The organism is Polaribacter gochangensis, from assembly GCF_046224025.1.
In the GTDB taxonomy this organism is placed as follows: Bacteria; Bacteroidota; Bacteroidia; order Flavobacteriales; family Flavobacteriaceae; genus Polaribacter; species Polaribacter gochangensis.
The window spans coordinates 732,314-753,377 of sequence record NZ_JBJXRF010000002.1; the positions used below are offsets into that span (position 1 = coordinate 732,314).

Consider the following 21,064-nt stretch of genomic DNA (forward strand, 5'->3'; position numbering starts at 1 on the left):
ACATTTTCATTGAAAGTAGTAAACACAGTTTAGCGAGAGGTTAATAAAGTTTTTAAAAAGTGATAACAAACTTAACAGACAAACAAAAAGTAAACGCGGTAAGAATTCTTGCAATTCTATCAACATTAGCAATGATGTTGTACGCGCCAGAACTTTGGATTACAGACAAAAACTTTCCTGTAATTCCGCTATTTGACTGGATTCCGATTCCGACTTCTCCGTTTGATACTGTTTTTGCAGGCATCTTTTTCGTGAGTCAAGTTGTCTATATTTTCAAACCCAAACGCTTGTTAGGTTGGTTTGTATTGTTACTATACATCTACTTAACTTTTGTAGATCAAAACAGACTACAACCGTATTTTTATCAAAGTTTTTTGACCATTTTTGCAATTGTAATATATCCTAAAACTACAGAAGCTAAAAAAGTATTATTTACAATTATACTCATTTTTATTGCGACCTATTTTTGGAGCGGACTTCATAAATTAAACGGAATTTTCTACGAACAATGGATGCACGCTTTGACAAAGCATTTTAGTTTTATTCCTGAAAAATTATTGTTAGCATTTACCTATGCTGTTCCGTGGTTAGAAGCTCTTTTAGGAGTTTTTATTGTATCAAACAAAACAAGAAAATTAGGCATTTACGGAATTGTATTGATGCATGCTATTATTATTGTAATGTTGTTGTATTTAGGATACGGCTTTAACGTAATTCCATGGAATCTACAAAACATTTTAAGTGTGCTTATTATCTTTTGGACGCTTAAAACAACTTCATTTACTGAAGTTTTTACAGATGCTATTTCATATCAAAAAGGATTGATTTTCATCTTCACCTTCATCTTGCCTTTTAGCAATTTATTTGGTGGTTGGGATCATTTGTTATCCTTTAGTTTTTTTACTTCTAAATTAGATTATTACTACGTTCAGATTGATGCTTCTTTAAAAGACAAACTCCCGGAAAATGTACAGAAATACTACAGGATAAACGAACACATGACCGTTTTGTATTTAAACGAATGGGCTGGAGATATTAATAAAGTACTACTCTATCCACAACCAAGAGTTGCAAAAAAAGTGGAACAATATATTTTGTCTTTTGCGGATGAAACCACAATTAAAAACCCCACAAAATTGGTGGTTTATAATAAATAAAAACTTGTTTACTTACGAATTCTAAATACTTCCTTACGAATTCTAAAACCAACCAAATTTAACTGCTTTCTGATACTAGATTTGATAAACCATAATTATTAATCTAAAACCTAAGTATCATGAAAAAAATCCTAAACACAAAAGTTATCGCAATCGTTTTGCTAGCTTTCAGTATTTCTTTTACTAGTTGTAACAGAAAAAAGAAAACAACAGCAACCATCGCTCCAACAGTACTTGCTGAAGAAATTAGTGAAGCTCCCATTTACCGAGAAGCTATCGTTTTTATCACCGGAGTAGATTCTGAACATTCAAATTATTACACAAGTGCAAAAATGTATTTTGAAGAAAAACAATTTGAAGTCATCACAGAAGCTTTTTCGCTACAAGAAATCATTTCTTGGTTAAACAACAATTATGATGACAGATTGTATTCTGACATTCATATTGTAAGCGAAAATAATCCTTGGAAAGGAATGCATTTAGAAACAGCGATAAACGGGAAAATTGTTAATGAAAACACACTAAGAAACGCTTTGCTAAATAATGAACTTCCAAAAGTAGATAAAGGAATTGCAGATGACACAAATATTGTTTTCCATGTTCCAGCTTTGGGTAGCAATACCAATTTAATTGAAGGTATGAAAACTGTTTTTAGTAGCAACAAACAACCAAATATTGTTGCGACTCCGTTTTACACCATTTTTGGTGGTGAGTTTTCTAAATATCATTTAGCTAAACCGTTTTATGAATTTTATCCAACGGCCCATTCTCCAGGAAAAGTAGATGTATCAAAAGCATTTGCTAAAAAATATCCGCAAGAAGATATTGATTGGTTAGAAACTTTGTATAATGAAAGTGAGCGTTATGTTGGAGATCCGTTTACAACACAATTTAATCTACCAATAAAAATGGAAGTAGATTTTACAGATTCTGATAACGGAGTTCCTACTTTAACTTCTCAAGATGCAATAATGGATTTTATTGAAGCTGACGAAAACCTGTTAATCGAATTTAAAAGCTACAACATTCCGATTGAAAAATTTAGATGGAAAACAGTTGAAAAAGACGACAAGTTAATTATTAAAGGAATTACCACTGTATTATGTGTTTTAAAACCAATTATAAAACCTTACGGAGATTTACAACACGTAGAGCCAGAAATTGATAACTTGCGTTTGTACAACGTAAACTAAACAAAGAAAAGGCTGTTCAAATTGAACAGCCTTTATCGTTTTTCATCTAAATATTACTTCTTTAATTTCTTCAAAATAATATCAATCGCTTTGTCTAATTGCGGAGTTTTATTCTCTAATCTGTCTTTAAAGTTTTTACCAACATACACATCTGGCGAAACTCCTGTTAATTCTAAATCTTTTCCGCCTAAAGTATAACATCCCCAAACTGGCAAACGATAACTAGAACCGTCTACTAAAGAACCACTTGTTGTAAAAATAATCCATCTGTAGGTTTCTGTTCCAACAATTGTTCCCATTCCAAGTTCTTTAAATCCGGCTGCTGTCATTTCTGCATCAGATAATGATTGCTCGTTGATTAACAATACAATTGGTTTATCACCATAACTAAAATTCGACTGACTTGTTAATTTCCCTTCTCTATACTTCCAGTTTAAATATTGTTTTTGTCTTAAGAAGTTTAAAACGGCATCGTGCACATTTCCTCCAGTATTAAAACGTAAATCTAAAATTAAACCTTCTTTATAAGCTTCATCACTAACTAAATCGTGATAAAACTTTGTCAATTCGCCACCAGACATATTTTTCATGTGCACATAAGCAATCTTGTTGTTTGATTTTTTATCTACATAAGATTGATTTTCATCTTGCCATTCATCATACAATAAAGTGCTAATTGCTCTGTAACTCGTTGGATGAATATTTACATCGAACTCTGAACCGTTTCTAGAAAAAGTCAAGCTAATTTCTGATGCAAATTTCGGATTTGTAAAATACGATTCTCTATTGTTTTTAGTGTTTACTTTTTTACCATTAACGGCAATTAACTTGTCACCTTTTCTTAGGTTTTTACCTCTAACATCAGTTGGACTTTCAGAAACTATTCTTTCAATTGTGTATGGATTTTCATTATCAAACAAAATTCCTGTTGCTAATGTTTGTGATCCGTAAAAAACTTGCTCTTCTTTTCCGAAAGAATTAAATCCAAAGTGAGAAGTATTTAATTCTCCTAACATGTCGTTAAAAATCAAACGCAAATTCGCTCTACTAGAAACCTTTGGTAAAAATTCTGCATAAGAATCTCTTAATTTTTGCCAATTTTCTCCATGGAAATTTTCATCATAAAAACTTTCTTCCATTCCTGCCCAAGCTTCGTAATACATTTGCTCAAACTCATCCGACAATGATTTATTGAAGCTATGAATGATTGCAATTGCTTTTAATTTATTTGCTCCTAAATTGATAGCACTAATGGTTCCTCTTGATAATAGATAATGTTTTTTTCCAGCACTTACTAGTTGATATCCAAAAGTTGGAGTATCACTTAATTTCACTGTTTTATTATTTTCAAAAGGCTCAATTGTTGTTTTCCATAATTTATTTCTTCCTTGATCATGATTAGAGATATAAATTACATGTGTTTTTGCGCCGTCTTTTATAATCGAAATATTTCTTTGACCACCAAATCTTGGACTAATTGCTGTTAATCTGTCCATTAAACCTTTTTCGTTTATTACAATTGGTTCAATTTCTTCCTTTTTATCTTTAGCTTCTTTTTTGTCTTTGCTTTTTTCTACAAACAACTCATTTACTTTATCAATCTTAAATGGTTTTTCGTATTTGTCTAAAGCCATTTGATACACTTTAGAAACACCATTTCCTCCGCTTGGAAAACTTGGTGCCGTTCTTTCTGACGAAAAATAAACATATCTTCCGTCTGGAGACCAATGTGGATCAGATTCAGAAACCTTTGTTTTTGTTAAGTTTACCGATTTTTTTGTAGCAATTGTATATACAAAAACATCTTCTTCAAAATCTCTTCTTGCACTGTATAAAATGTGTTTTCCGTCTGGAGAAAAATAAGGATTAGAACTATAAAAAGCCCAAAATTCATCTTTTACAACTACTTCTGATTTGTAATTGTTTAAATCAATAATGTGCAAACCATTTCTTCCGCTTAAATACACACCTTTAGTTCTGTCATTATTTAAGCTAAGTTGTCTGTTATTTTCTTTTGATTTTGTTACTTGTTTGGTTTTAAATGCGCCATTTGCACTTGTTACAAACCAATTATAATAACCATTTACAGATCTAGAAAATATTAAAGAGCTATTATCTTTTAACCATTTTACTTCTTTAACAGCTTCTTTAGGATTTGTTTCAATTTCTTTCACAAACTTTCCTTCAACATCAGAAACAAATAATTTTCCTCTAGAAACAAATGCCATTTTTTTTCCGTCTTCAGAAACATCAAAAAAGGTGATATTTCCTTTAACATCAAAAGATTGCTCTTGTTGTGTTGTAGAATTATTATTGATATCGATTTTTAGTTTTTTCGAAGATTTTCTATCAACATCATACACATACAATTGATAATCTTTTCTAAAAACTACTTTTTTACCGTTCGCACTTACTTTTGGCCACATGATTGATGTAGAAAAATTCGTCAATCTTTTTTTAGTTCCGTTTTCGAACGTATATAAATTGTATTCTCCTTTATATGCATCAGATTGAAAATAAACGGTTCCGTTTTCATCAATTGTAGCGGCAAAATCTTTTCCTCTATATGTGGTGTGTTGTGTGTATTTTTTTGTTTTCTTATTGTACGATTTTATATCTGGATTGTAATCTCCTTTATATCTTTTTCTATGTGTAAACCTTGAACTTTCCCAAGATTCATTAAAATAAATATCTCCCGTTTTTGGATGCTCAACAACATTATGTACCGTATTAAAATAATGTTCAAAAGTTCTTTTTGGTGTTCCACCATCAATATGAACAGCATAATTTGTCATCGAATTATACCTGTTTGATGTAAAGTTAATAGACTTACTATCCCAACTCCAAGAAGAAACTGCATCGTTACTTTGATGAAAAGTTAATTGCTTAATTTTTCCTCCATTTAACGGCATAATATAAACATCATTATTTCCGTATTGATTGCTCGTAAAAGCCAACCATTTTCCGTCTGGAGAAACACTTGGATCTGTTTCTACTCCATCCATAGCTGTTAAACGAAATGCTTCACCTCCGTTTGAAGAAACTTTCCATAAATCGCCTTCGTAACTAAAAATTACATTGGTAGCGTCTGGAGTTAATGTTGGTTTTAAAGTAAAATGTACGGTTCCGTTTTGCGAACAAATTGCTACAGAAAAAAGCAATAAAAATGCACTCATAAAAGATTTCATAATTCTAAAGTTTAGTTTTAAAATGTGAATTTACTAAATAATAAATACTATCTTTCTTCTTAAAATGTTAAAATAATTTTATGGCACAATAAATGTTTATTTTAGTGTGTTCAAGTACTGTAATAATGACTTTTTTTAGATTCACACTTTTCTTATTTTGTTTCCTTTTTGCAATAACGATTAATGCTCAAAAAGTAAATTTTAAAAACTACTCAATTGCAAACGGGTTGCCACAATCGGATGTAGTTGATGCGGTTCAAGATGCTGTTGGATATATTTGGTTTGCAACTCAAGGTGGCGGAATCGCTCGTTTTGATGGAAATAGTTTCGATGTTTTTAGTCAAGAAAATGGATTGTCTTCTAATTTTGCAAATTCATTTTATATACAAAAAGACAGTTTGTTTATTGGTACTAATAATGGTTTATCTATTAAAATTAAAAACAAGTTTGCAACTTATAAAACACCAAAAATTAACAAGCTAATTTGGCTAGATAAAAAAATCTATTTGGCAACAAATCAAGGCGTTTATCAATTTAAAAAGAACTATACAACTCCTATAAAAATCAATTTAAAAATTGATTTATCTGATGTGCTAGACATCCAATATAAAAATTCTTCTTACTGGATAAAAACATCAAATAAAATCTGGAAATCAACTTCATTAAACTCAACATCAAAAATTAAGAGCAGTACTTTAAAAGAATTTGATGCGCTTTTTAATCAAGAAAAATCAATCATTCAACGTTTAGAAATTGACAACTCAATAAAATCTATCACACATAAAATTTTTACTGATAGACAACAAAATACCTGGTTATTAACCTACGGAAATGGCGTTTACAAATCGATTTCTAATAATTTTAAGCATTTTAATATTATTAAAAATCAAACTATTAAAGAAATTACTGCCATTCATCAAAAGAACAATAGCATTTGGTTTACTGATACAAATAGAAACTTATTTACCATTGATAGTTTAGGAATTCGGTTTGTTAGAAAAAATAGCTTTAAAACAACAGCAATTACATCAGATAGCAATGATAACCTTTGGTTTGGCTCACAAAACAAAGGTGTTTCTATTTTTAGAAAATCCAATGATTCTTTAAATGTTTCAGGCTTTGACATCGAAAGATTACATTCAGAAAATGGTTTACCAACCAATAATATTCAGAATATTATCATTCAAAATAATACAGTTTGGCTAGTTTCAGAAAAAATTGGAATCCTAAAATTAGCCTATAATTTTCAGCAAAATTTTGTAGAAAGTATTTCTGTTTTCAATCAAAATAACGGATTAAAAAATCATTTGACAACTACTTCTCTGCTACATAATAATAAAATTTGGTACGGAACATTAAATGGTGATATCGGTTTTATTGCCAACAATACAGTAACTCATTATTCAAGACTTCTAAATATAAATGCCACAATTAGTAGTTTGGCTTTTTCTGCTGATGATTTGTATATCGGAACTTTAGGAAACGGAATTTGGAAAACCACAATTCCGAAATTGAATTCTCCAAAACCGATAAAAAGCGAATTTTTAAGTTCAAAAAATAGTTATCAATTAATGGTTGATGCAAAAAATCAATTATGGATGGGTTCAGAAAAAGGTGTTGATAAAATTGAATTTCAAAACCATGAAATTTCAAAATCTACACATTACAATGCAAATGATGGTTTTATCGGAATTGAAACCACAAAGAACACAAGTATCCAAGACAACTTTGGCAATCTTTGGTTTGGAACAAAAAACGGAATTACTAGATATACACCAAACGAAAATAAAAAAACGCTGATAAAACCAACGATTCATTTTATAACTATTGAAGTTTCAAATCAATCTATTGATCCTATTCAACAGCAGTTTAAAAATGCTGTTTTGCAACTTTCTCCAGCGCAAAATAATATTTCTTTTAACTTTAAAACGGTAGATATCAATCAACCGAAAAGAGTTGAATATAAGTATACTTTAAATGAAACTAAAAGCGCTTGGACATCGAATAATTCAATCAATTTTGCAAATTTAACTTCAGGGAATTACACCTTTTCTGTAAGATCTAGAAATGCATCAAAAACTGAAAGTCAACCTACAATTTTTTCTTTTTATATTGATAAACCATTGTATCAAAAAACGTGGTTTATAGTTAGTGCTACTACTTTAGTAATACTAATTTTCTTGTTGATTATATTCTCTTACTTTAGAAGAAAACAATTAAAAAATCAACAAAAAATTGAAAAACTAACCTTAGAAAATCATTTAATTACTTTAGAGCAAAAAGCCTTACAACTACAAATGAATCCGCATTTTATTTTTAATGTGTTAAACGGAATTAAAGCATTTGGAAACAACGGAAATACAAAAGAATTAAACACTACAATTAGTCAGTTTGCAACCTTGTTACGCTCGCTTTTACAGAATTCTAGAAAAGAAGAAATTAGTCTTTCAGAAGAAATTGATACGCTAAAAAATTACTTGAATTTAGAACAGAAAATGAATGCTAATTTTGAATACACAATTACAACAGAAGTCGGAAATATTGCAACAGAAGAAATTTTAATTCCGCCAATGTTGGTGCAACCTTTTGTAGAAAACAGCATCAAACATGGTTTTAAAAATGTAAACGGAAAGGTATCGATTCATTTTAAAACAAAAAACAATCATTTAGTATGTACAATTATTGATAACGGAATCGGAATTGAGCAATCAAAAAAAGGAAAAACAGCTTCAACGCATACTTCAATTGCTTTAAAAGTAACCAAAGAACGAATAGAAAATTTATCAAAAACGAGTACATTAAAAATCAAAGAACTCGCTGAAAACAGTTATGTAATTGGAACAAAAGTTGAATTTAAAATTCCGTTAAAAACAGATTATTAATATGCAACAACAAACAGCTATTTTAGTCGATGATATGCCGCAAGCATTAGAAATGCTAACACAAGATATTGCTAACAATCATCCAAACATAAAAATTATTGGCACCGCAAATAGTGTAGTTTCTGCTGCAAAAATTTTACAAAAAAAACAACCTGATATTTTGTTTTTAGATATTATGTTGGGAGACGGAACAGGATTTGATTTGTTAGAAATCGTTCCGAATTTAACTTCTAAAATCATCTTTGTAACTGCTAGTGATGAGTTTGCTATCAGAGCATTTAAATTTGCGGCAATCGATTATATTTTAAAACCTTACTCTGATGAAGAACTGAAAAATGCAATTGACAAAGCAATGCTTCAAGTTCAGCCAAAAAACGAGCAATTATCAGTCTTACAAGAATCTATTGCTACACCAAATCAATTGCCTAAAAAAATATCATTACATACCTTAGATAAAATTGTGGTGGTTTCTTTAGATGAAATTATTCGTTGTAAATCCGACAATAATTACACCACTTTTTATTTTGAAAATGGCACTAAAATTATGGTCACAAAAACCTTAAAATTTTATGCCGATTTATTAAAAGACAACTCCTTTTTACGCGTACATCAAAGTCATTTAGTAAATACAAAATACATCAAAGAGTTTATAAAATCTGATGGCGGTTATTTGGTATTAAAAGATAAAAGCACCGTTTCGGTTTCTGTAAGAAAACGTGCTGAAGTTATTGAAGCGCTTGCTAATCTTTAATTTTAGTGTCATTCCTGCGAAGGCAGGAATCTTTCAAAATCTAAGTTTATGGATTCTCTTTTTCATGGGAATGACATTCTTTTTTAAAAAGGAAGTTTTGTTACATCTACATTTCCGCCAGAAATAATAACACCCACTTTTTTATTTTTAAACAAAATTGGTTCTTTAAAAATTGCTGCGACAGCAACAGCGCTAGATGGTTCAATCGTGATTTTCATGCGTTCCCAAACAAAACGCATGGCCGAGATAATTTCATCTTCAGTAACTCTAATTACTTGGTCTACATGATTTAAAATGATTGGAAAGTTATGATTTCCTAGTTGTGTTTTCAATCCGTCTGCAACCGTATTTGTTGTTTCATTGGTTTCTATTTTACCGCTTAGCAAAGAACGATACGCATCATCAACCTCAAAAGGTTCCGCTCCGATTACTTTTGTAGATGGAGAAAAAGCATTTGCGAATAAACACGTTCCTGCAATCAAACCACCACCACCAATTGGTGCAATGACATAATCCAAATCTGATGCTGATTGAAGCAATTCATAACATGCAGTTCCTTGTCCGTCAATTACATCAATATTATTAGAAGGGTGAATAAAAGTTGCTCCAGTTTCTTTTTCAATCTTCTTTGAGGCCATTTCTCTTTCTGCCAAAGTTGGCCCGCTAATCGTTATGATTCCGCCATAATCTAATGCCGCTTTTCTTTTAATTTCTGGAGCAGAAGAAGGCATTACAATATAAGCTTTTACACCTAAGTTTTTAGCGGCTAATGACAAAGCTTGAGCAAAATTTCCAGAAGAATGTGTTACAACACCTTTACTTCTTTGTGCTTCAGTTAAATTTAAAATGGCATTACTTGCTCCTCTAGTTTTATAGGACCCCGTTTTTTGAAAGTTTTCACATTTTAAAAATACGTGTGCACCTGTTGCTTCATTTAATAATCTTGATTGCAATACTGGAGTTTTGTGAATATGTGGTTGTATTCTTTTGTAAACGTTCAATAAATGTTGCATAGAAATAAGTATTTATCCAAATGTAAAAAATAAGAACTATAAAATATGATGAAAGAATAAAAAATTGAAGCACAAAAAAACCTTTTCATTTCTGAAAAGGTTTTGCTTTTGGGTGGAAGACGGGATTCCTTTCGACTCCGCTCAAGATAAACTTCTCATCCCTTTTCTTCATAAATGTAACATACAAAAAAAGCTCCTCTAAAAAAGAGAAGCTTTTTGCTTTTGGGTGGAAGACGGGATTCGAACCCGCGACCCTCGGTACCACAAACCGATACTCTAACCAACTGAGCTACAACCACCATGTAACTTGCGGGTGCAAATATAATTCATTTTTTAATTTACAACAAAAGAAAAGCTAAATTAATTTTCCTAAATTTTCTACAGCAACGTAACGTTCTGTGGTAAAACCTTCTGCGTATTCTACGCCAATTAATCTCCCTAAATCTTTGGCTCTGTATTCTATACTATCAGTAAAGTTTTTACTTGTAATTGGCGTTTCTGGCTCTTTACTATTCGGATCAAAAAATTGTGAACTGTAGGCATTTACCGATTCAATTTTTGCATTCATAAAACCAGTTACATCAACAACAAAATTAGGTTCACTATTTTTCCATTGGATATAATGATACACTTGTTTTGGGCGCCATTTTTGTTGATTTTTTCCATTCAATTCCGTTTCTACTTTTATCAATCCGCTTAAAAAACACGCATCAGAAACCAATTTACTTCCTTTTGGATGATCTATATGCCGGTCATCAACCGCATTACACAGCACCATTTCTGGTTGGTATTTACGAATCATTTTTATAACTTCTAGTTGATGTTTCTTATCGTTGATAAAAAATCCATCAGCAAAACCCAAATTCTCACGAACCGAAACTCCTAATATTTTTGCCGCTTTTGCAGCTTCTTTATCTCGTAAATCCGCAGAACCTCGAGTACCTAATTCGCCACGAGTTAAATCTACAATTCCGACTTTTTTCCCTAAAGAAATTTCTTTGGCAATGGTTGCTCCACAACCTAATTCAACATCATCTGGATGTGCTCCAAACGCTAATATATCTAGTTTCATTTTTCTTCTTTTTTAAGTGCTTTTTCAATTCTACGATCAGGAATTAACCACATAATTGCTACAATGATAAAAATTGCACCACTAATCCAAATATTAAAAAAAGAAGAAACAATACCAATTATGTATAAAATTGGTGATGCTTTTCCTTTATAATCTTTACCTAATGCTTTTGCTAAAATTGATGTTTTACCTTGACTTTTTATAATTAAACTTTGCAATATAAAATAAGCAATTGCTGCTCCAAGTAGAACAATTCCATAAGAAAACACAGTAGCAGTTGTAAAATTATTTTCACCCATCCAACCAGTAACAAACGGAATTAAAGACAACCAAAATAATAAATGCATGTTTGCCCAAAGAATTTTTCCAGTAACATGTTTTACCGTTTGCATCATATGATGATGATTATTCCAATAAATGGCAACATAGATAAAACTTAAAATATAACTACCAAAAACAGGAAACAACGGTTGTAAATCTTTAAACTCTCCGCCATGTGGCACTTTTAATTCAAGCACCATAATGGTAATAATAATGGCTAAAACGCCATCTGTAAATGCTTCTAATCTTCCTTTTATCATTTGTTTTGTTTTAAAATATTTCTTAGTTGATAACAGGTTTACGACAAACTATTAATAGCCTGCTCAATATCGGCAATTAAATCTTTGGTTTCTTCTATTCCGACTGAAAACCGAATCAATCCGTCTTTTATTCCTTGATTTTCTCTTTCATCTGGAGATAATAATGCGTGGGAAGTTTGAGTTGGACTTAACATCGTGCTTTCTACTCCAGCCAAACTCATGGATGGTTTTATCAACGATAAATTATTCATAAAATCCATTGCATTGATGTTTTCTTTCAATTCAAAAGACAACATTCCTCCAAAATTGTTCATTTGTTTTTTTGCCAATGCATAATCTGGATGCGATTTTAAACCAGGATAATATACATTAGCAACTGATTCATTTTTATCCAAGTATTTTGCCATTTTCAACGCATTTTTACTTTGACGTTTTACACGTAAATTCATCGTTTTTAAACTGCGTTCTAACATCCAAACGGTAAAATCACTTAAACTTCCGCCTAAGTTTTTTGCGATGTTCCAAATTTTGTCAATATGTTCATTAGAAGCAGCAACTGCTCCGGCTAAAATATCTGAATGTCCGCCCATATATTTTGTTGCAGAGTGCAACATAATATCAATTCCGAAATCAATTGGAGTTTGATTTATTGGTGATGCAAACGTATTATCAATCATCGTTATAATTCCGTTTTGCTTTGCCAAGTTAGCAACCAATTGCATGTCAGTTATCGTTAAAAGTGGGTTTGATGGAGTTTCTATGTATAATACTTTGGTATTTTCTTTGATTTCTTTTTGAAAAGATTCAATGGATAAATCTTTTGTAAACGAATATTCAATTCCGAATTTATCAAACTCTTCTACTACAAAATTATAGGTTCCTCCATACAAGGTTTGTTGCAAAACAACATGATCTCCTTTGTGTAAAAAAGCCAATAATGTTGTACTAACAGCTGCCATTCCAGATCCGAAAATCAAAGCGTTCTCAGTTTTTTCTAAAGCTGCAATTTTCTTGCATAACATTTCTTGATTTGGTGTGTTGAAATAACGCGGATATCGCTTTACATCAACATTATCAAACTCATACGAAGTCGACATATAAATTGGCGAAATTGCGCCTTTAAATTGCTCGTCTTTAACTTCTCCAATGTGTGTGCAAATGGTATTGATTCCTAAGTTGTTATTTTTCTTCATTGTGTAAAAATTAGTTTAGCTAAATTAAGAAAACAATTACACTTGCACCGTTTTCCACTTTCCTTTTTTAAAGAGCCAAATTCCGATGACTGCAATTAGGATTTCTGCAAACGTAATGGATAAAAATACACCAATTGGTCCAGCTTCAAATAGTATCGCAACGATATAAGCAAACGGCAATTGAAACAACCAAAAGCAAACAAAATTAATATACGTCGGCGTTTTTGTATCACCAGAACCATTAAAAGATTGAATCACAACCATTCCGTATGCATAAAAAACATAACCTGCTGCAATAATTTGCAAGCATAAGGTTCCGTTTTTTACCACTTCAGGATTATCGCTAAACCAATTTAAAAAAGTGGAAGCAAAAACCATATAAATGATAGAAACAAATCCCATAAAATATGCTGCGTATTTACTTGTTTTCCAAACTGATTTTTCTGCTCTGTCAGGTTTTTTTGCTCCCAAATTTTGTCCAACCAGTGTTGCTGCCGCATTGCTCATTCCCCACGCTGGCATCAACGTAAACATCATTATTCTAATTGCAATTGTATACCCTGCCAACACTTCGCTTCCAAATTCTGACATGATTCTCATCAAGAAAACCCAACTAGAAGTTCCGATTAAAAATTGTCCTATTCCGCCTAAAGAAACTTTGATCAAATTAATCATTACAGAAACTCGAATCACCACATCTTTTACGGCAATTTTAATTTTTCCAAAACCATAAAACAATGCAATTAATTGCCAAACCACAGCAGTTCCTCTACCAATTGTTGTTGCTATCGCTGCTCCTTCTACACCATACGCTGGAATCGGACCAAATCCGAATATAAAAATTGGATCTAAAATAATGTTCAGTCCGTTTGATAAAATCAACGTCCACATTGCAATAGAAGCATTTCCTGCGCCTCTAAAAATAGCGTTGATTAAAAACAGTAACATAATGGTGATGTTTCCTCCTAATAAAATTTTTGTATAGCCAAAACCTTCTTCAATTAAATCAGGTTCTGCTCCCATTAATGCAAGGATTTCTTTCGGATATAGAATTCCGATAACACTAATTATCATAGCGATGACAACGCCTAAAATAATGACTTGTATGGCTGCTTGATTTGCACCTACAACATCTTTTTCTCCGATTCTTCTTGCAACAACAGCGGTTGCTGCCATACTTAATCCGATGGCGACTGCGTATACTAAGGTAATTACAGATTCTGTTAAACCTATCGTTGCTACAGCGTTTACGCTTACCCTAGAAACGTACATAATATCAACCAAAGCAAATATTGACTCCATCAGCATTTCTAAAATCATCGGAATGGATAATAGAAAAACTGCTTTTCGGATGCTTCCTGTTGTAAAATCTTGTTCTTTTCCGCTAACGGCGTCTTTAAAAAGTTGAAAGATATTTTTTATGGTAAATTGATTGTTTTGTGACATAATACTTAAAATATATAATAATAGAAGTCAGCTTTGAAAAGATATTTCAATGCTGATAATTTTGGGTCGTGTTAGAAACGACGAAAACTGAAGTCTATTTAAACAATCATAAGACTGCAAATATGCAAAAATATTTTTAATAATCTAATTGTTGAAAATTAATTTCAATATCTTCGCTAGATATGATTTCAGTAGCAATTCTTGGTAACGGAAACGTGGCAACACATTTGTATAGTGCTTTTTCTAAAGCAGCAAATATTAGTGTGACGCAATTTAATTCTAGAAAATTATCAACTATTCCTAGTTCTGACGTGACTATTATTGCGGTTTCTGATGATGCAGTTCAATATGTATCTAATGTAATTAAAAATAGAAATGGTTTGATTGTTCACACTTCTGGTGCAGTTGACATCAATGCAATTGCAGGAAATCGAAAAGGTGTTTTTTATCCGTTGCAATCGTTTACAAAAAATGCAATCATCAATTTTAATGAGATTCCGTTTTGCCTAGAAACTTCACAGAAAGATGATTTTAATTTGTTAGAAAATGTCGCAAAATCAATTGGAGAAAAAATCTATCAAGTTGATTCAGAACAACGAAAAAAACTACATGTTGCGGCTGTTTTTGTAAATAATTTTACCAATTATATGTATACAATTGCAAATGATATTTGCGAGAAAAATAAGATTCCTTTTGAAATTTTATATCCATTAATTGAAGAAACTGCTAAGAAAATTCAGTCAATTTCACCAAAAGATGCACAAACGGGTCCGGCAAAAAGAAACGATGTGCAAACCATACAAAATCATTTAGAAAATTTAAATTTGCAGCAACAAAAAATATATCAATTGCTTACAAAGTCAATTCAGAACTCAATTGAGTAAAATAAAATGTCTCCTCGAGCTGAGTAGAGAGGTTATATGAGTTCTCTACTCCGCTCAAACAGACAAATTAAATTAAGATATGGAAAAAAGTTATAAAGAATATTTGCCACAAATAAACACACTAATTTTTGATGTTGATGGTGTTTTAACCAACGGAATCGTAACTGTTTTTCCGAACGGAGAACTAGTTAGACATATGAATATTAAAGACGGATATGCATTAAAAACGGCTGTGGATGCTGGTTTAAATGTATGTATTATTTCTGGTGGAAATAACGAAGGTGTAAGAACTCGTTTAAAAGGCTTGGGAATTAAAGACATTTATTTAGGCGCGCATGATAAAATAAAACAATACAACGAATTGGTTGAAAAATACAATTTACAACCAGAAAACGTATTGTATATGGGCGATGATATTCCAGATTATCCAGTGATGAAATTAGTCGGAATGCCATGTTGCCCGAATGATGCAGCACCAGAGATTCAAAAAATTTCTACATATATTTCCTACAAAAAAGGTGGCGAAGGTTGTGTCCGTGATATTATCGAACAAATTTTACGCGTTCAAGGAAAATGGGATGGAAATTTTGATGCGAACTATAATTAAAAAATTGTGTGTAATTGTTGATTTGTTTATCTAAGGTAAATTGAAGTTTTAGAACTGACTGTCACTTCGAGTGATTTTTCTGAAGAATGAAGAAAAATTGTATCGAGAAGTCTTATAAAAAATAATCAAGAACTTGCGTTTTATAATTATTTCCTTTTAACAGAACTCACATTGGTATCGATTAATTCTTTTCCTCTAACATCGGCACAAAAGCAAAATCTCCCAACTCGTGTTTTTCAAATTCTTTGGCAGATTTTCTGATAAACAACGTCATTATTTGTGTGGATTCTCCGACTGGAATTAATAACTTTCCTCCCACTTTTAATTGACTCAATAAAGGTTTCGGAACAAAAGGTGCACCAGCAGTTACAATGATTTTATCAAAAGGTGCAATTTCTGGCAAACCTTTATAACCATCACCAAAAATTAATTTCTTTGCTCTATACCCTAATTTTGGCAAGAATAAAGAGGTCTTTTTAAACAATTCTTTCTGACGTTCAATCGAATATACTTCTGCTTTCATTTCTAATAAAACAGCCGTTTGATATCCAGAACCTGTTCCGATTTCTAACACTTTATCTCCTGGTTTTATTGCTAGTGTTTGTGATTGAAAAGCAACGGTATACGGTTGAGAAATGGTTTGCTCGGCAGCAATCGGAAATGCTTTATCTTGATATGCGTGCGCTTCAAAACTAGAATCGATAAACAAATGTCGTGGAATTTTACACACAGCATCTAACACATTTTTATCGGTAATTCCTTTTGCTTCTAACACGTTAGCTAGCTGTTTTCTAAGTCCTTGATGTTTATGAGTGTCTTTCAATTCTATCTTTAGTTTGGAGTTCTAAAAGTAGTAATAAATCTAAAAAAATAGCTATAAAAGTGTATCTTTGTTAACGATTTATTTTTGGCTTTTTTCTTTGCTGAAAATCAACATTTAACACAAAAATATATTTTATATGCTAAAAGTAGGTGTTCTTGGCGCTGGTCATTTAGGGAAAATTCATCTTCGCTTATTACAACAATCAAATAAATACGAATTAGTAGGTTTTTACGATTCATTTACAGAAAACGCACAAAAAGTTGCAGAAGAATTTGGATATACATTGTTTGATTCTGTAGAAAGTTTAATTGACGAAGTTGATGTCATCGACATTGTAACTCCGACTTTATCACATTTCGAATGTGCAAAATTAGCCATAGAAAAAGGTTGTCATATTTTTATTGAAAAACCAATTACAAAAACAGTTTTAGAAGCAGAAGCTATAAGAACATTAGCAAGTCAGAAACATGTTCGTGGTCAAGTTGGTCACGTAGAACGTTTTAATCCTGCATTTACTGCGGTAAAAGATATGATCGAATCGCCAATGTTTATAGAAACGCATCGTTTGGCAGAATTTAATCCAAGAGGAACAGATGTTCCGGTGGTATTGGATTTAATGATTCACGATATTGATATTATTTTAAGTGTTGTAAAATCACCTGTAAAAAATGTACACGCAAGTGGTGTTTCTGTGATTAGTGAAACGCCAGATATTGCCAATGCAAGAATCGAATTTGAAAATGGTTGTGTTGCTAATTTAACGGCAAGTAGAATATCAATGAAGAATATGCGTAAATCGAGATTCTTTCAAAAGGACGCTTATATTTCTGTAGATTTTTTAGAAAAAAAATCAGAAGTAGTTCGCATGAAAGATGTTCCCGAACATCAAGATGAGTTTGCCATGATTTTACAAAATGCTGAAGGCGTTAAAAAACAAATTTATTTTGACAATCCGGAAGTAAAAGAAAACAACGCCATTTTAGACGAATTAGAATCGTTTGCTGATGCCATTAATAATGATACAACTCCGGTTGTTTCTTTGTCACAAGGAACAGAAGCTTTGCGAATTGCTCAACGAATTATTGATTGTTTTTAATAATAGTTGCAAAGTTTGAAAGTGACTAAGTTGCAAAGCTAAAGACAAAGTTTATCGTTTTTGTAAATCATAAAATAAACAAGTGCGTTAGGGATTGAGCGGGTTGTTTGAGCTCTTTTTTAGTTGTTAGTTTGAGTGAATTTATGAAGAATGAATAAATTTGTATAAAGAACAAAGCTAAAAAAAGCGAGTAGCGAAAGCCCGTTAAAACGCCCAAAAAAATATTAGAATAATTAAAAGATTGAAAAATTGAAAGCGCATTCTTAATCTTTGAGTAACAAATTTTTAAATAATACATACATGAAAAACATCGCTGTAATCGGATCAGGAACAATGGGAAATGGAATTGCGCATACTTTTGCTCAATTTGGATTTCAAGTGCAATTAATAGATATTTCTGAAACTGCTTTGGCAAAAGGAATTGCAACTATTACCAAGAATTTAGATAGAATGGTTGCTAAAGAAAAAATTTCTGAAGCTGATAAAAACAATACATTAAATAATATTACCACCTACACTTCTATCAAAGCTGGTGTGCAGTATGCAAGTTTGGTTGTGGAAGCTGCAACAGAAAATGTAGCTTTAAAACTTAATATTTTTAGAGAATTGGATGAAGTTTGTCCAGAAGATACCATTTTAGCGACAAATACTTCTTCAATTTCAATTACTCAAATTGCTGCGGGAACAAAAAGACCAGCACAAGTAATTGGAATGCATTTTATGAATCCTGTGCCAATTATGAAATTGGTGGAAATTATTAGAGGTTATAATACTTCTGATGAAGTGATGAAATTTACGGTTGATTTGGCAAAAAAAATCAATAAAATTCCGGTTGAAGTAAATGATTATCCTGGTTTTGTTGCCAACAGAATTTTAATGCCAATGATTAACGAATCTATTGAAACGTTGTACAACGATGTTGCCGGCGTTAAAGAAATTGACACGGTAATGATGTTGGGAATGGCGCATCCGATGGGACCTTTGCAATTGGCAGATTTTATTGGATTGGATGTTTGTTTGTCAATCTTAAATGTATTGTACGACGGATTTAAAAATCCAAAATACGCACCTTGTCCGTTATTAGTAAATATGGTTAGGGCAGGAAAATTAGGTGTTAAATCTGGCGAAGGTTTTTATGATTATTCTGAGAACAGACGTGCGGAAAAAGTAGCAAAGCAATTTGCATAAACTACAATCAAAAAATTAATAAAATTTGTCTGAAATGACACTTTTAACTTGAAAACAAAAACGAAATGTCATTTCGAAATGAGCGTTTTTTAGCGATTGCGGAATCTCATAAAATTCAAAACAATTTTTGTGAGATTCCTCTTCGTACCTCATTCGGAATGACAGCTTGTTTTTATAAAAAAATAATAAGTTTTACTTTCGTTTTTGTTTGTTTGATTGCTACATCTTACGCACAAAAATCAGACAAGAGTTTCTTTACCGTAGCTAAATACGGCATACAATTATCGCAAGGAAACGAAAACAATTTTTTGTTTGATGATGCCGATTATTTCTATAGAACAAACACTGTAAAAGGGCAATTCTATTTTCCGATAACAAAACTCAAAACGATGGAGGTTTCTTTGATTCTAGAGCCTCAAATTCAATTTGTAAAACACCAATTGTATAATGAGCAATTTGTACGACCAGAAGAAGACAATTATATAGAGAAACGACAACGCTTTACACGGTTAAAGAATCTTTCTATTACTGCAGTAGAATTCACTTTAGAAGCAAAGCAACAACTCTGTAAAAACCTAAGCATCTTTTTACAAGCCGGTTTAGGATTCAGTTATATTGATACAGAAACAGAGCGTTTGGCTAAAGGTTTTACTTTTATAGAAAACGGAAATATAGGGTTGGATTTGCAGTTAAATAATAAAATTTCTATTCAACTTTTTGGTGGAGTTGGACATGTTTCTAATTTTAATTTTCAAATGCCAAATAGCGGCTATAATATTTTTAGTACTGGATTTGGAGTTCAATATGCAATAAAATAAAAAGAGAAAATTCTAATTAGAATTTTCTCTTTTTATTCTTACTAATTTCAAGAATTAGTTATTCTTATTTTCATCTTTTTTAGAAGCTTTGTTCCAAATCTTGATTTGATCTTCTTTAGTAACACCAGAAAGTACTTCAACATTTACGCCATCAGAAGTTCCTAGTTTTACAGTTCTTTTTTCGAACTTATCTCCTACTTTTACCTCAACATAAGGTTCTTCTGTTTTTTTATCGAAACGCAATAAAGCTTCTTTAATCGCTAAAATATTCTCTTTCTTTTCTAAAACAATATCAGCATTTGCACTGTAACCAGCTCTAATAAAATTGTTTTTATCTAAGGTAACATCTGCTTTAATTTTAAACTGTACTGCTCCGCCTTCTTCTGTTCCTTTTGGTGCAACAAAATTTAATACTGCAGGAAATTTCTTTCCTTCAATCGCTCCTAAAGAAACCTCTATTTTTGTTCCAACAATTAGTTTACTAACTTCAGACTCATCAACCTTTCCTTCAAAAATCATTTTTGTCATGTCTGCAATACTAGCAATTGTAGTACCTGCATTAAAGTCGTTTGTTTGCGTTACTTGATATCCTTTTTTAACAGGAATCTCCAAAATCATACCTGATGCTGTAGCTCTAATGTTTGTGTTTGTCGTTTTTCCTAATCCAGAAGTAGAACCTTTTCTAATAATTTCTAAATCAGACTCAGCATTCGCTAAATTTAACTTTGCATTGTTATAACTCAATTCAGTAGCTTCAAATTCTTGACGAGAAATGACACCTTTATTCAATAAGTTTTTATTTCTATCGTAAGAAACTTTTGCGTTGTTATAACTTAATTTTGCAGATTTTACTCTACCTGTTGCGCTGTTTAAAGAGGCGATGTTTGGTACAACTCTAACTGTTGCAATTAGGTCTCCTGTTTTAACAATTGCTCCCTCTAACACAAAAACTTCGTCAATAATTCCTGTAATTTGAGGTTTAATTTCTACTTCTTCTAACGGTACAACTTTACCAGTTGCTACAGTTTTTTTAACAATTGTTGTAGTGAAAGCTGTTTCAGTTTCAAATTCTATAATATTTGTTTTGTTCTTTTTACCGAACCAAATAAGTGCAGCAATAAAACATACTGCTATAATTGCTAAAATAATTTTTGCTCTTTTACTCATAATTG

At 31.5% G+C, this 21,064-nt stretch carries 17 protein-coding genes and 1 tRNA gene; 9 read left to right on the plus strand and 9 right to left on the minus strand.

All coding sequences use genetic code 11. The features are described from left to right. Positions 1-59 precede the first annotated feature (59 nt). Both ACEWL1_RS08585 and ACEWL1_RS08590 read left to right on the plus strand, forming a co-directional pair. Complete coding sequence (locus ACEWL1_RS08585) at positions 60-1,157, plus strand: MauE/DoxX family redox-associated membrane protein (protein ID WP_409232886.1); 1,098 nt, start codon at positions 60-62, stop codon at positions 1,155-1,157. A gap of 119 nt (positions 1,158-1,276) precedes the next feature. Further along, positions 1,277-2,350, plus strand: a complete 1,074-nt coding sequence (locus ACEWL1_RS08590; protein WP_409232887.1) for a hypothetical protein — start codon at positions 1,277-1,279, stop codon at positions 2,348-2,350. 53 nt (positions 2,351-2,403) lie between these two features. On the opposite strand, the gene ACEWL1_RS08595 is transcribed toward ACEWL1_RS08590, so the two are convergent. Then, positions 2,404-5,538 carry a S41 family peptidase gene (locus ACEWL1_RS08595; RefSeq protein ID WP_409232888.1) on the minus strand — a complete coding sequence of 1,045 codons (3,135 nt, stop codon included), beginning with the start codon at positions 5,536-5,538 and terminating at the stop codon, positions 2,404-2,406. A 125-nt stretch (positions 5,539-5,663) separates the two neighbouring features. Between ACEWL1_RS08595 and ACEWL1_RS08600 the strand changes: the two genes are divergently transcribed. Together ACEWL1_RS08600 and ACEWL1_RS08605 are read left to right on the plus strand one after the other, a co-directional pair. Then, positions 5,664-8,420 carry a sensor histidine kinase gene (locus tag ACEWL1_RS08600; RefSeq protein ID WP_409232889.1) on the plus strand — a complete coding sequence of 919 codons (2,757 nt, stop codon included), beginning with the start codon at positions 5,664-5,666 and terminating at the stop codon, positions 8,418-8,420. A gap of 1 nt (position 8,421) precedes the next feature. Next, positions 8,422-9,171, plus strand: coding sequence for a LytR/AlgR family response regulator transcription factor (locus ACEWL1_RS08605; protein WP_409232890.1), 750 nt, complete (start codon positions 8,422-8,424; stop codon positions 9,169-9,171). 83 nt (positions 9,172-9,254) lie between these two features. On the opposite strand, the gene ACEWL1_RS08610 is transcribed toward ACEWL1_RS08605, so the two are convergent. From ACEWL1_RS08610 to ACEWL1_RS08635, 6 genes are all read right to left on the minus strand, one after another. Beyond that, complete coding sequence (locus ACEWL1_RS08610; protein ID WP_409232891.1) at positions 9,255-10,184, minus strand: threonine/serine dehydratase; 930 nt, start codon at positions 10,182-10,184, stop codon at positions 9,255-9,257. 224 nt (positions 10,185-10,408) lie between these two features. Next, a tRNA-His gene (locus tag ACEWL1_RS08615) sits at positions 10,409-10,484 on the minus strand. Positions 10,485-10,539: 55 nt separating this feature from the next. Continuing rightward, entirely contained in the window at positions 10,540-11,256 is a 717-nt protein-coding gene (bshB1, locus tag ACEWL1_RS08620; RefSeq protein WP_409232892.1) for a bacillithiol biosynthesis deacetylase BshB1, read from the minus strand. Further along, positions 11,253-11,837 (minus strand): TMEM175 family protein, encoded by a 585-nt coding sequence (locus ACEWL1_RS08625; RefSeq protein WP_409232893.1) that lies wholly within the window; start codon positions 11,835-11,837, stop codon positions 11,253-11,255. The genes bshB1 and ACEWL1_RS08625 overlap by 4 nt, the downstream gene beginning before the upstream one ends. 38 nt (positions 11,838-11,875) lie before the next feature. Then, complete coding sequence (locus tag ACEWL1_RS08630) at positions 11,876-13,030, minus strand: trans-sulfuration enzyme family protein (RefSeq protein WP_409232894.1); 1,155 nt, start codon at positions 13,028-13,030, stop codon at positions 11,876-11,878. 36 nt (positions 13,031-13,066) lie between these two features. Next, entirely contained in the window at positions 13,067-14,476 is a 1,410-nt protein-coding gene (locus ACEWL1_RS08635; RefSeq protein ID WP_409232895.1) for an MATE family efflux transporter, read from the minus strand. A gap of 182 nt (positions 14,477-14,658) precedes the next feature. Here ACEWL1_RS08635 and ACEWL1_RS08640 point away from each other — a divergent pair, with 182 nt between their 5' ends. Together ACEWL1_RS08640 and ACEWL1_RS08645 are read left to right on the plus strand one after the other, a co-directional pair. Next, complete coding sequence (locus ACEWL1_RS08640; protein ID WP_409232896.1) at positions 14,659-15,360, plus strand: Rossmann-like and DUF2520 domain-containing protein; 702 nt, start codon at positions 14,659-14,661, stop codon at positions 15,358-15,360. A gap of 79 nt (positions 15,361-15,439) precedes the next feature. Then, complete coding sequence (locus ACEWL1_RS08645; RefSeq protein ID WP_409232897.1) at positions 15,440-15,967, plus strand: KdsC family phosphatase; 528 nt, start codon at positions 15,440-15,442, stop codon at positions 15,965-15,967. Positions 15,968-16,148: 181 nt separating this feature from the next. Here the strand turns inward: ACEWL1_RS08645 and ACEWL1_RS08650 are convergent, their stop codons facing one another. Further along, positions 16,149-16,790: a protein-L-isoaspartate(D-aspartate) O-methyltransferase gene (locus ACEWL1_RS08650; protein WP_409232898.1), complete on the minus strand. Its 642-nt coding sequence runs from the start codon at positions 16,788-16,790 to the stop codon at positions 16,149-16,151. Positions 16,791-16,926: 136 nt separating this feature from the next. Between ACEWL1_RS08650 and ACEWL1_RS08655 the strand changes: the two genes are divergently transcribed. The 3 genes from ACEWL1_RS08655 (at position 16,927) to ACEWL1_RS08665 (ending at position 19,892) form a co-directional block, all read left to right on the plus strand. Further along, positions 16,927-17,886, plus strand: a complete 960-nt coding sequence (locus tag ACEWL1_RS08655) for a Gfo/Idh/MocA family protein (RefSeq protein WP_409232899.1) — start codon at positions 16,927-16,929, stop codon at positions 17,884-17,886. Between the two features lie 300 nt (positions 17,887-18,186). Beyond that, entirely contained in the window at positions 18,187-19,074 is an 888-nt protein-coding gene (locus ACEWL1_RS08660; protein WP_409232900.1) for a 3-hydroxyacyl-CoA dehydrogenase family protein, read from the plus strand. Positions 19,075-19,139: 65 nt separating this feature from the next. After that, entirely contained in the window at positions 19,140-19,892 is a 753-nt protein-coding gene (locus tag ACEWL1_RS08665; RefSeq protein WP_409232901.1) for an acyloxyacyl hydrolase, read from the plus strand. 54 nt (positions 19,893-19,946) lie between these two features. Here the strand turns inward: ACEWL1_RS08665 and ACEWL1_RS08670 are convergent, their stop codons facing one another. After that, positions 19,947-21,059, minus strand: a complete 1,113-nt coding sequence (locus ACEWL1_RS08670; protein ID WP_409232902.1) for an efflux RND transporter periplasmic adaptor subunit — start codon at positions 21,057-21,059, stop codon at positions 19,947-19,949. Positions 21,060-21,064 lie beyond the last annotated feature (5 nt).

Coding starts and splice junctions, on each gene's coding strand:
- ACEWL1_RS08635 (WP_409232895.1), bottom strand. CDS start 14,476: ATGTCACAAAACAATCAATTTACCATAAAAAATATCTTTCAACTTTTT.
- ACEWL1_RS08610 (WP_409232891.1), bottom strand. CDS start 10,184: ATGCAACATTTATTGAACGTTTACAAAAGAATACAACCACATATTCAC.
- bshB1 (WP_409232892.1), bottom strand. CDS start 11,256: ATGAAACTAGATATATTAGCGTTTGGAGCACATCCAGATGATGTTGAA.
- ACEWL1_RS08665 (WP_409232901.1), top strand. CDS start 19,140: ATGTCATTTCGAAATGAGCGTTTTTTAGCGATTGCGGAATCTCATAAA.
- ACEWL1_RS08600 (WP_409232889.1), top strand. CDS start 5,664: ATGACTTTTTTTAGATTCACACTTTTCTTATTTTGTTTCCTTTTTGCA.
- ACEWL1_RS08640 (WP_409232896.1), top strand. CDS start 14,659: ATGATTTCAGTAGCAATTCTTGGTAACGGAAACGTGGCAACACATTTG.
- ACEWL1_RS08660 (WP_409232900.1), top strand. CDS start 18,187: ATGAAAAACATCGCTGTAATCGGATCAGGAACAATGGGAAATGGAATT.
- ACEWL1_RS08605 (WP_409232890.1), top strand. CDS start 8,422: ATGCAACAACAAACAGCTATTTTAGTCGATGATATGCCGCAAGCATTA.
- ACEWL1_RS08655 (WP_409232899.1), top strand. CDS start 16,927: ATGCTAAAAGTAGGTGTTCTTGGCGCTGGTCATTTAGGGAAAATTCAT.
- ACEWL1_RS08630 (WP_409232894.1), bottom strand. CDS start 13,030: ATGAAGAAAAATAACAACTTAGGAATCAATACCATTTGCACACACATT.
- ACEWL1_RS08625 (WP_409232893.1), bottom strand. CDS start 11,837: ATGATAAAAGGAAGATTAGAAGCATTTACAGATGGCGTTTTAGCCATT.
- ACEWL1_RS08645 (WP_409232897.1), top strand. CDS start 15,440: ATGGAAAAAAGTTATAAAGAATATTTGCCACAAATAAACACACTAATT.
- ACEWL1_RS08595 (WP_409232888.1), bottom strand. CDS start 5,538: ATGAAATCTTTTATGAGTGCATTTTTATTGCTTTTTTCTGTAGCAATT.
- ACEWL1_RS08590 (WP_409232887.1), top strand. CDS start 1,277: ATGAAAAAAATCCTAAACACAAAAGTTATCGCAATCGTTTTGCTAGCT.
- ACEWL1_RS08670 (WP_409232902.1), bottom strand. CDS start 21,059: ATGAGTAAAAGAGCAAAAATTATTTTAGCAATTATAGCAGTATGTTTT.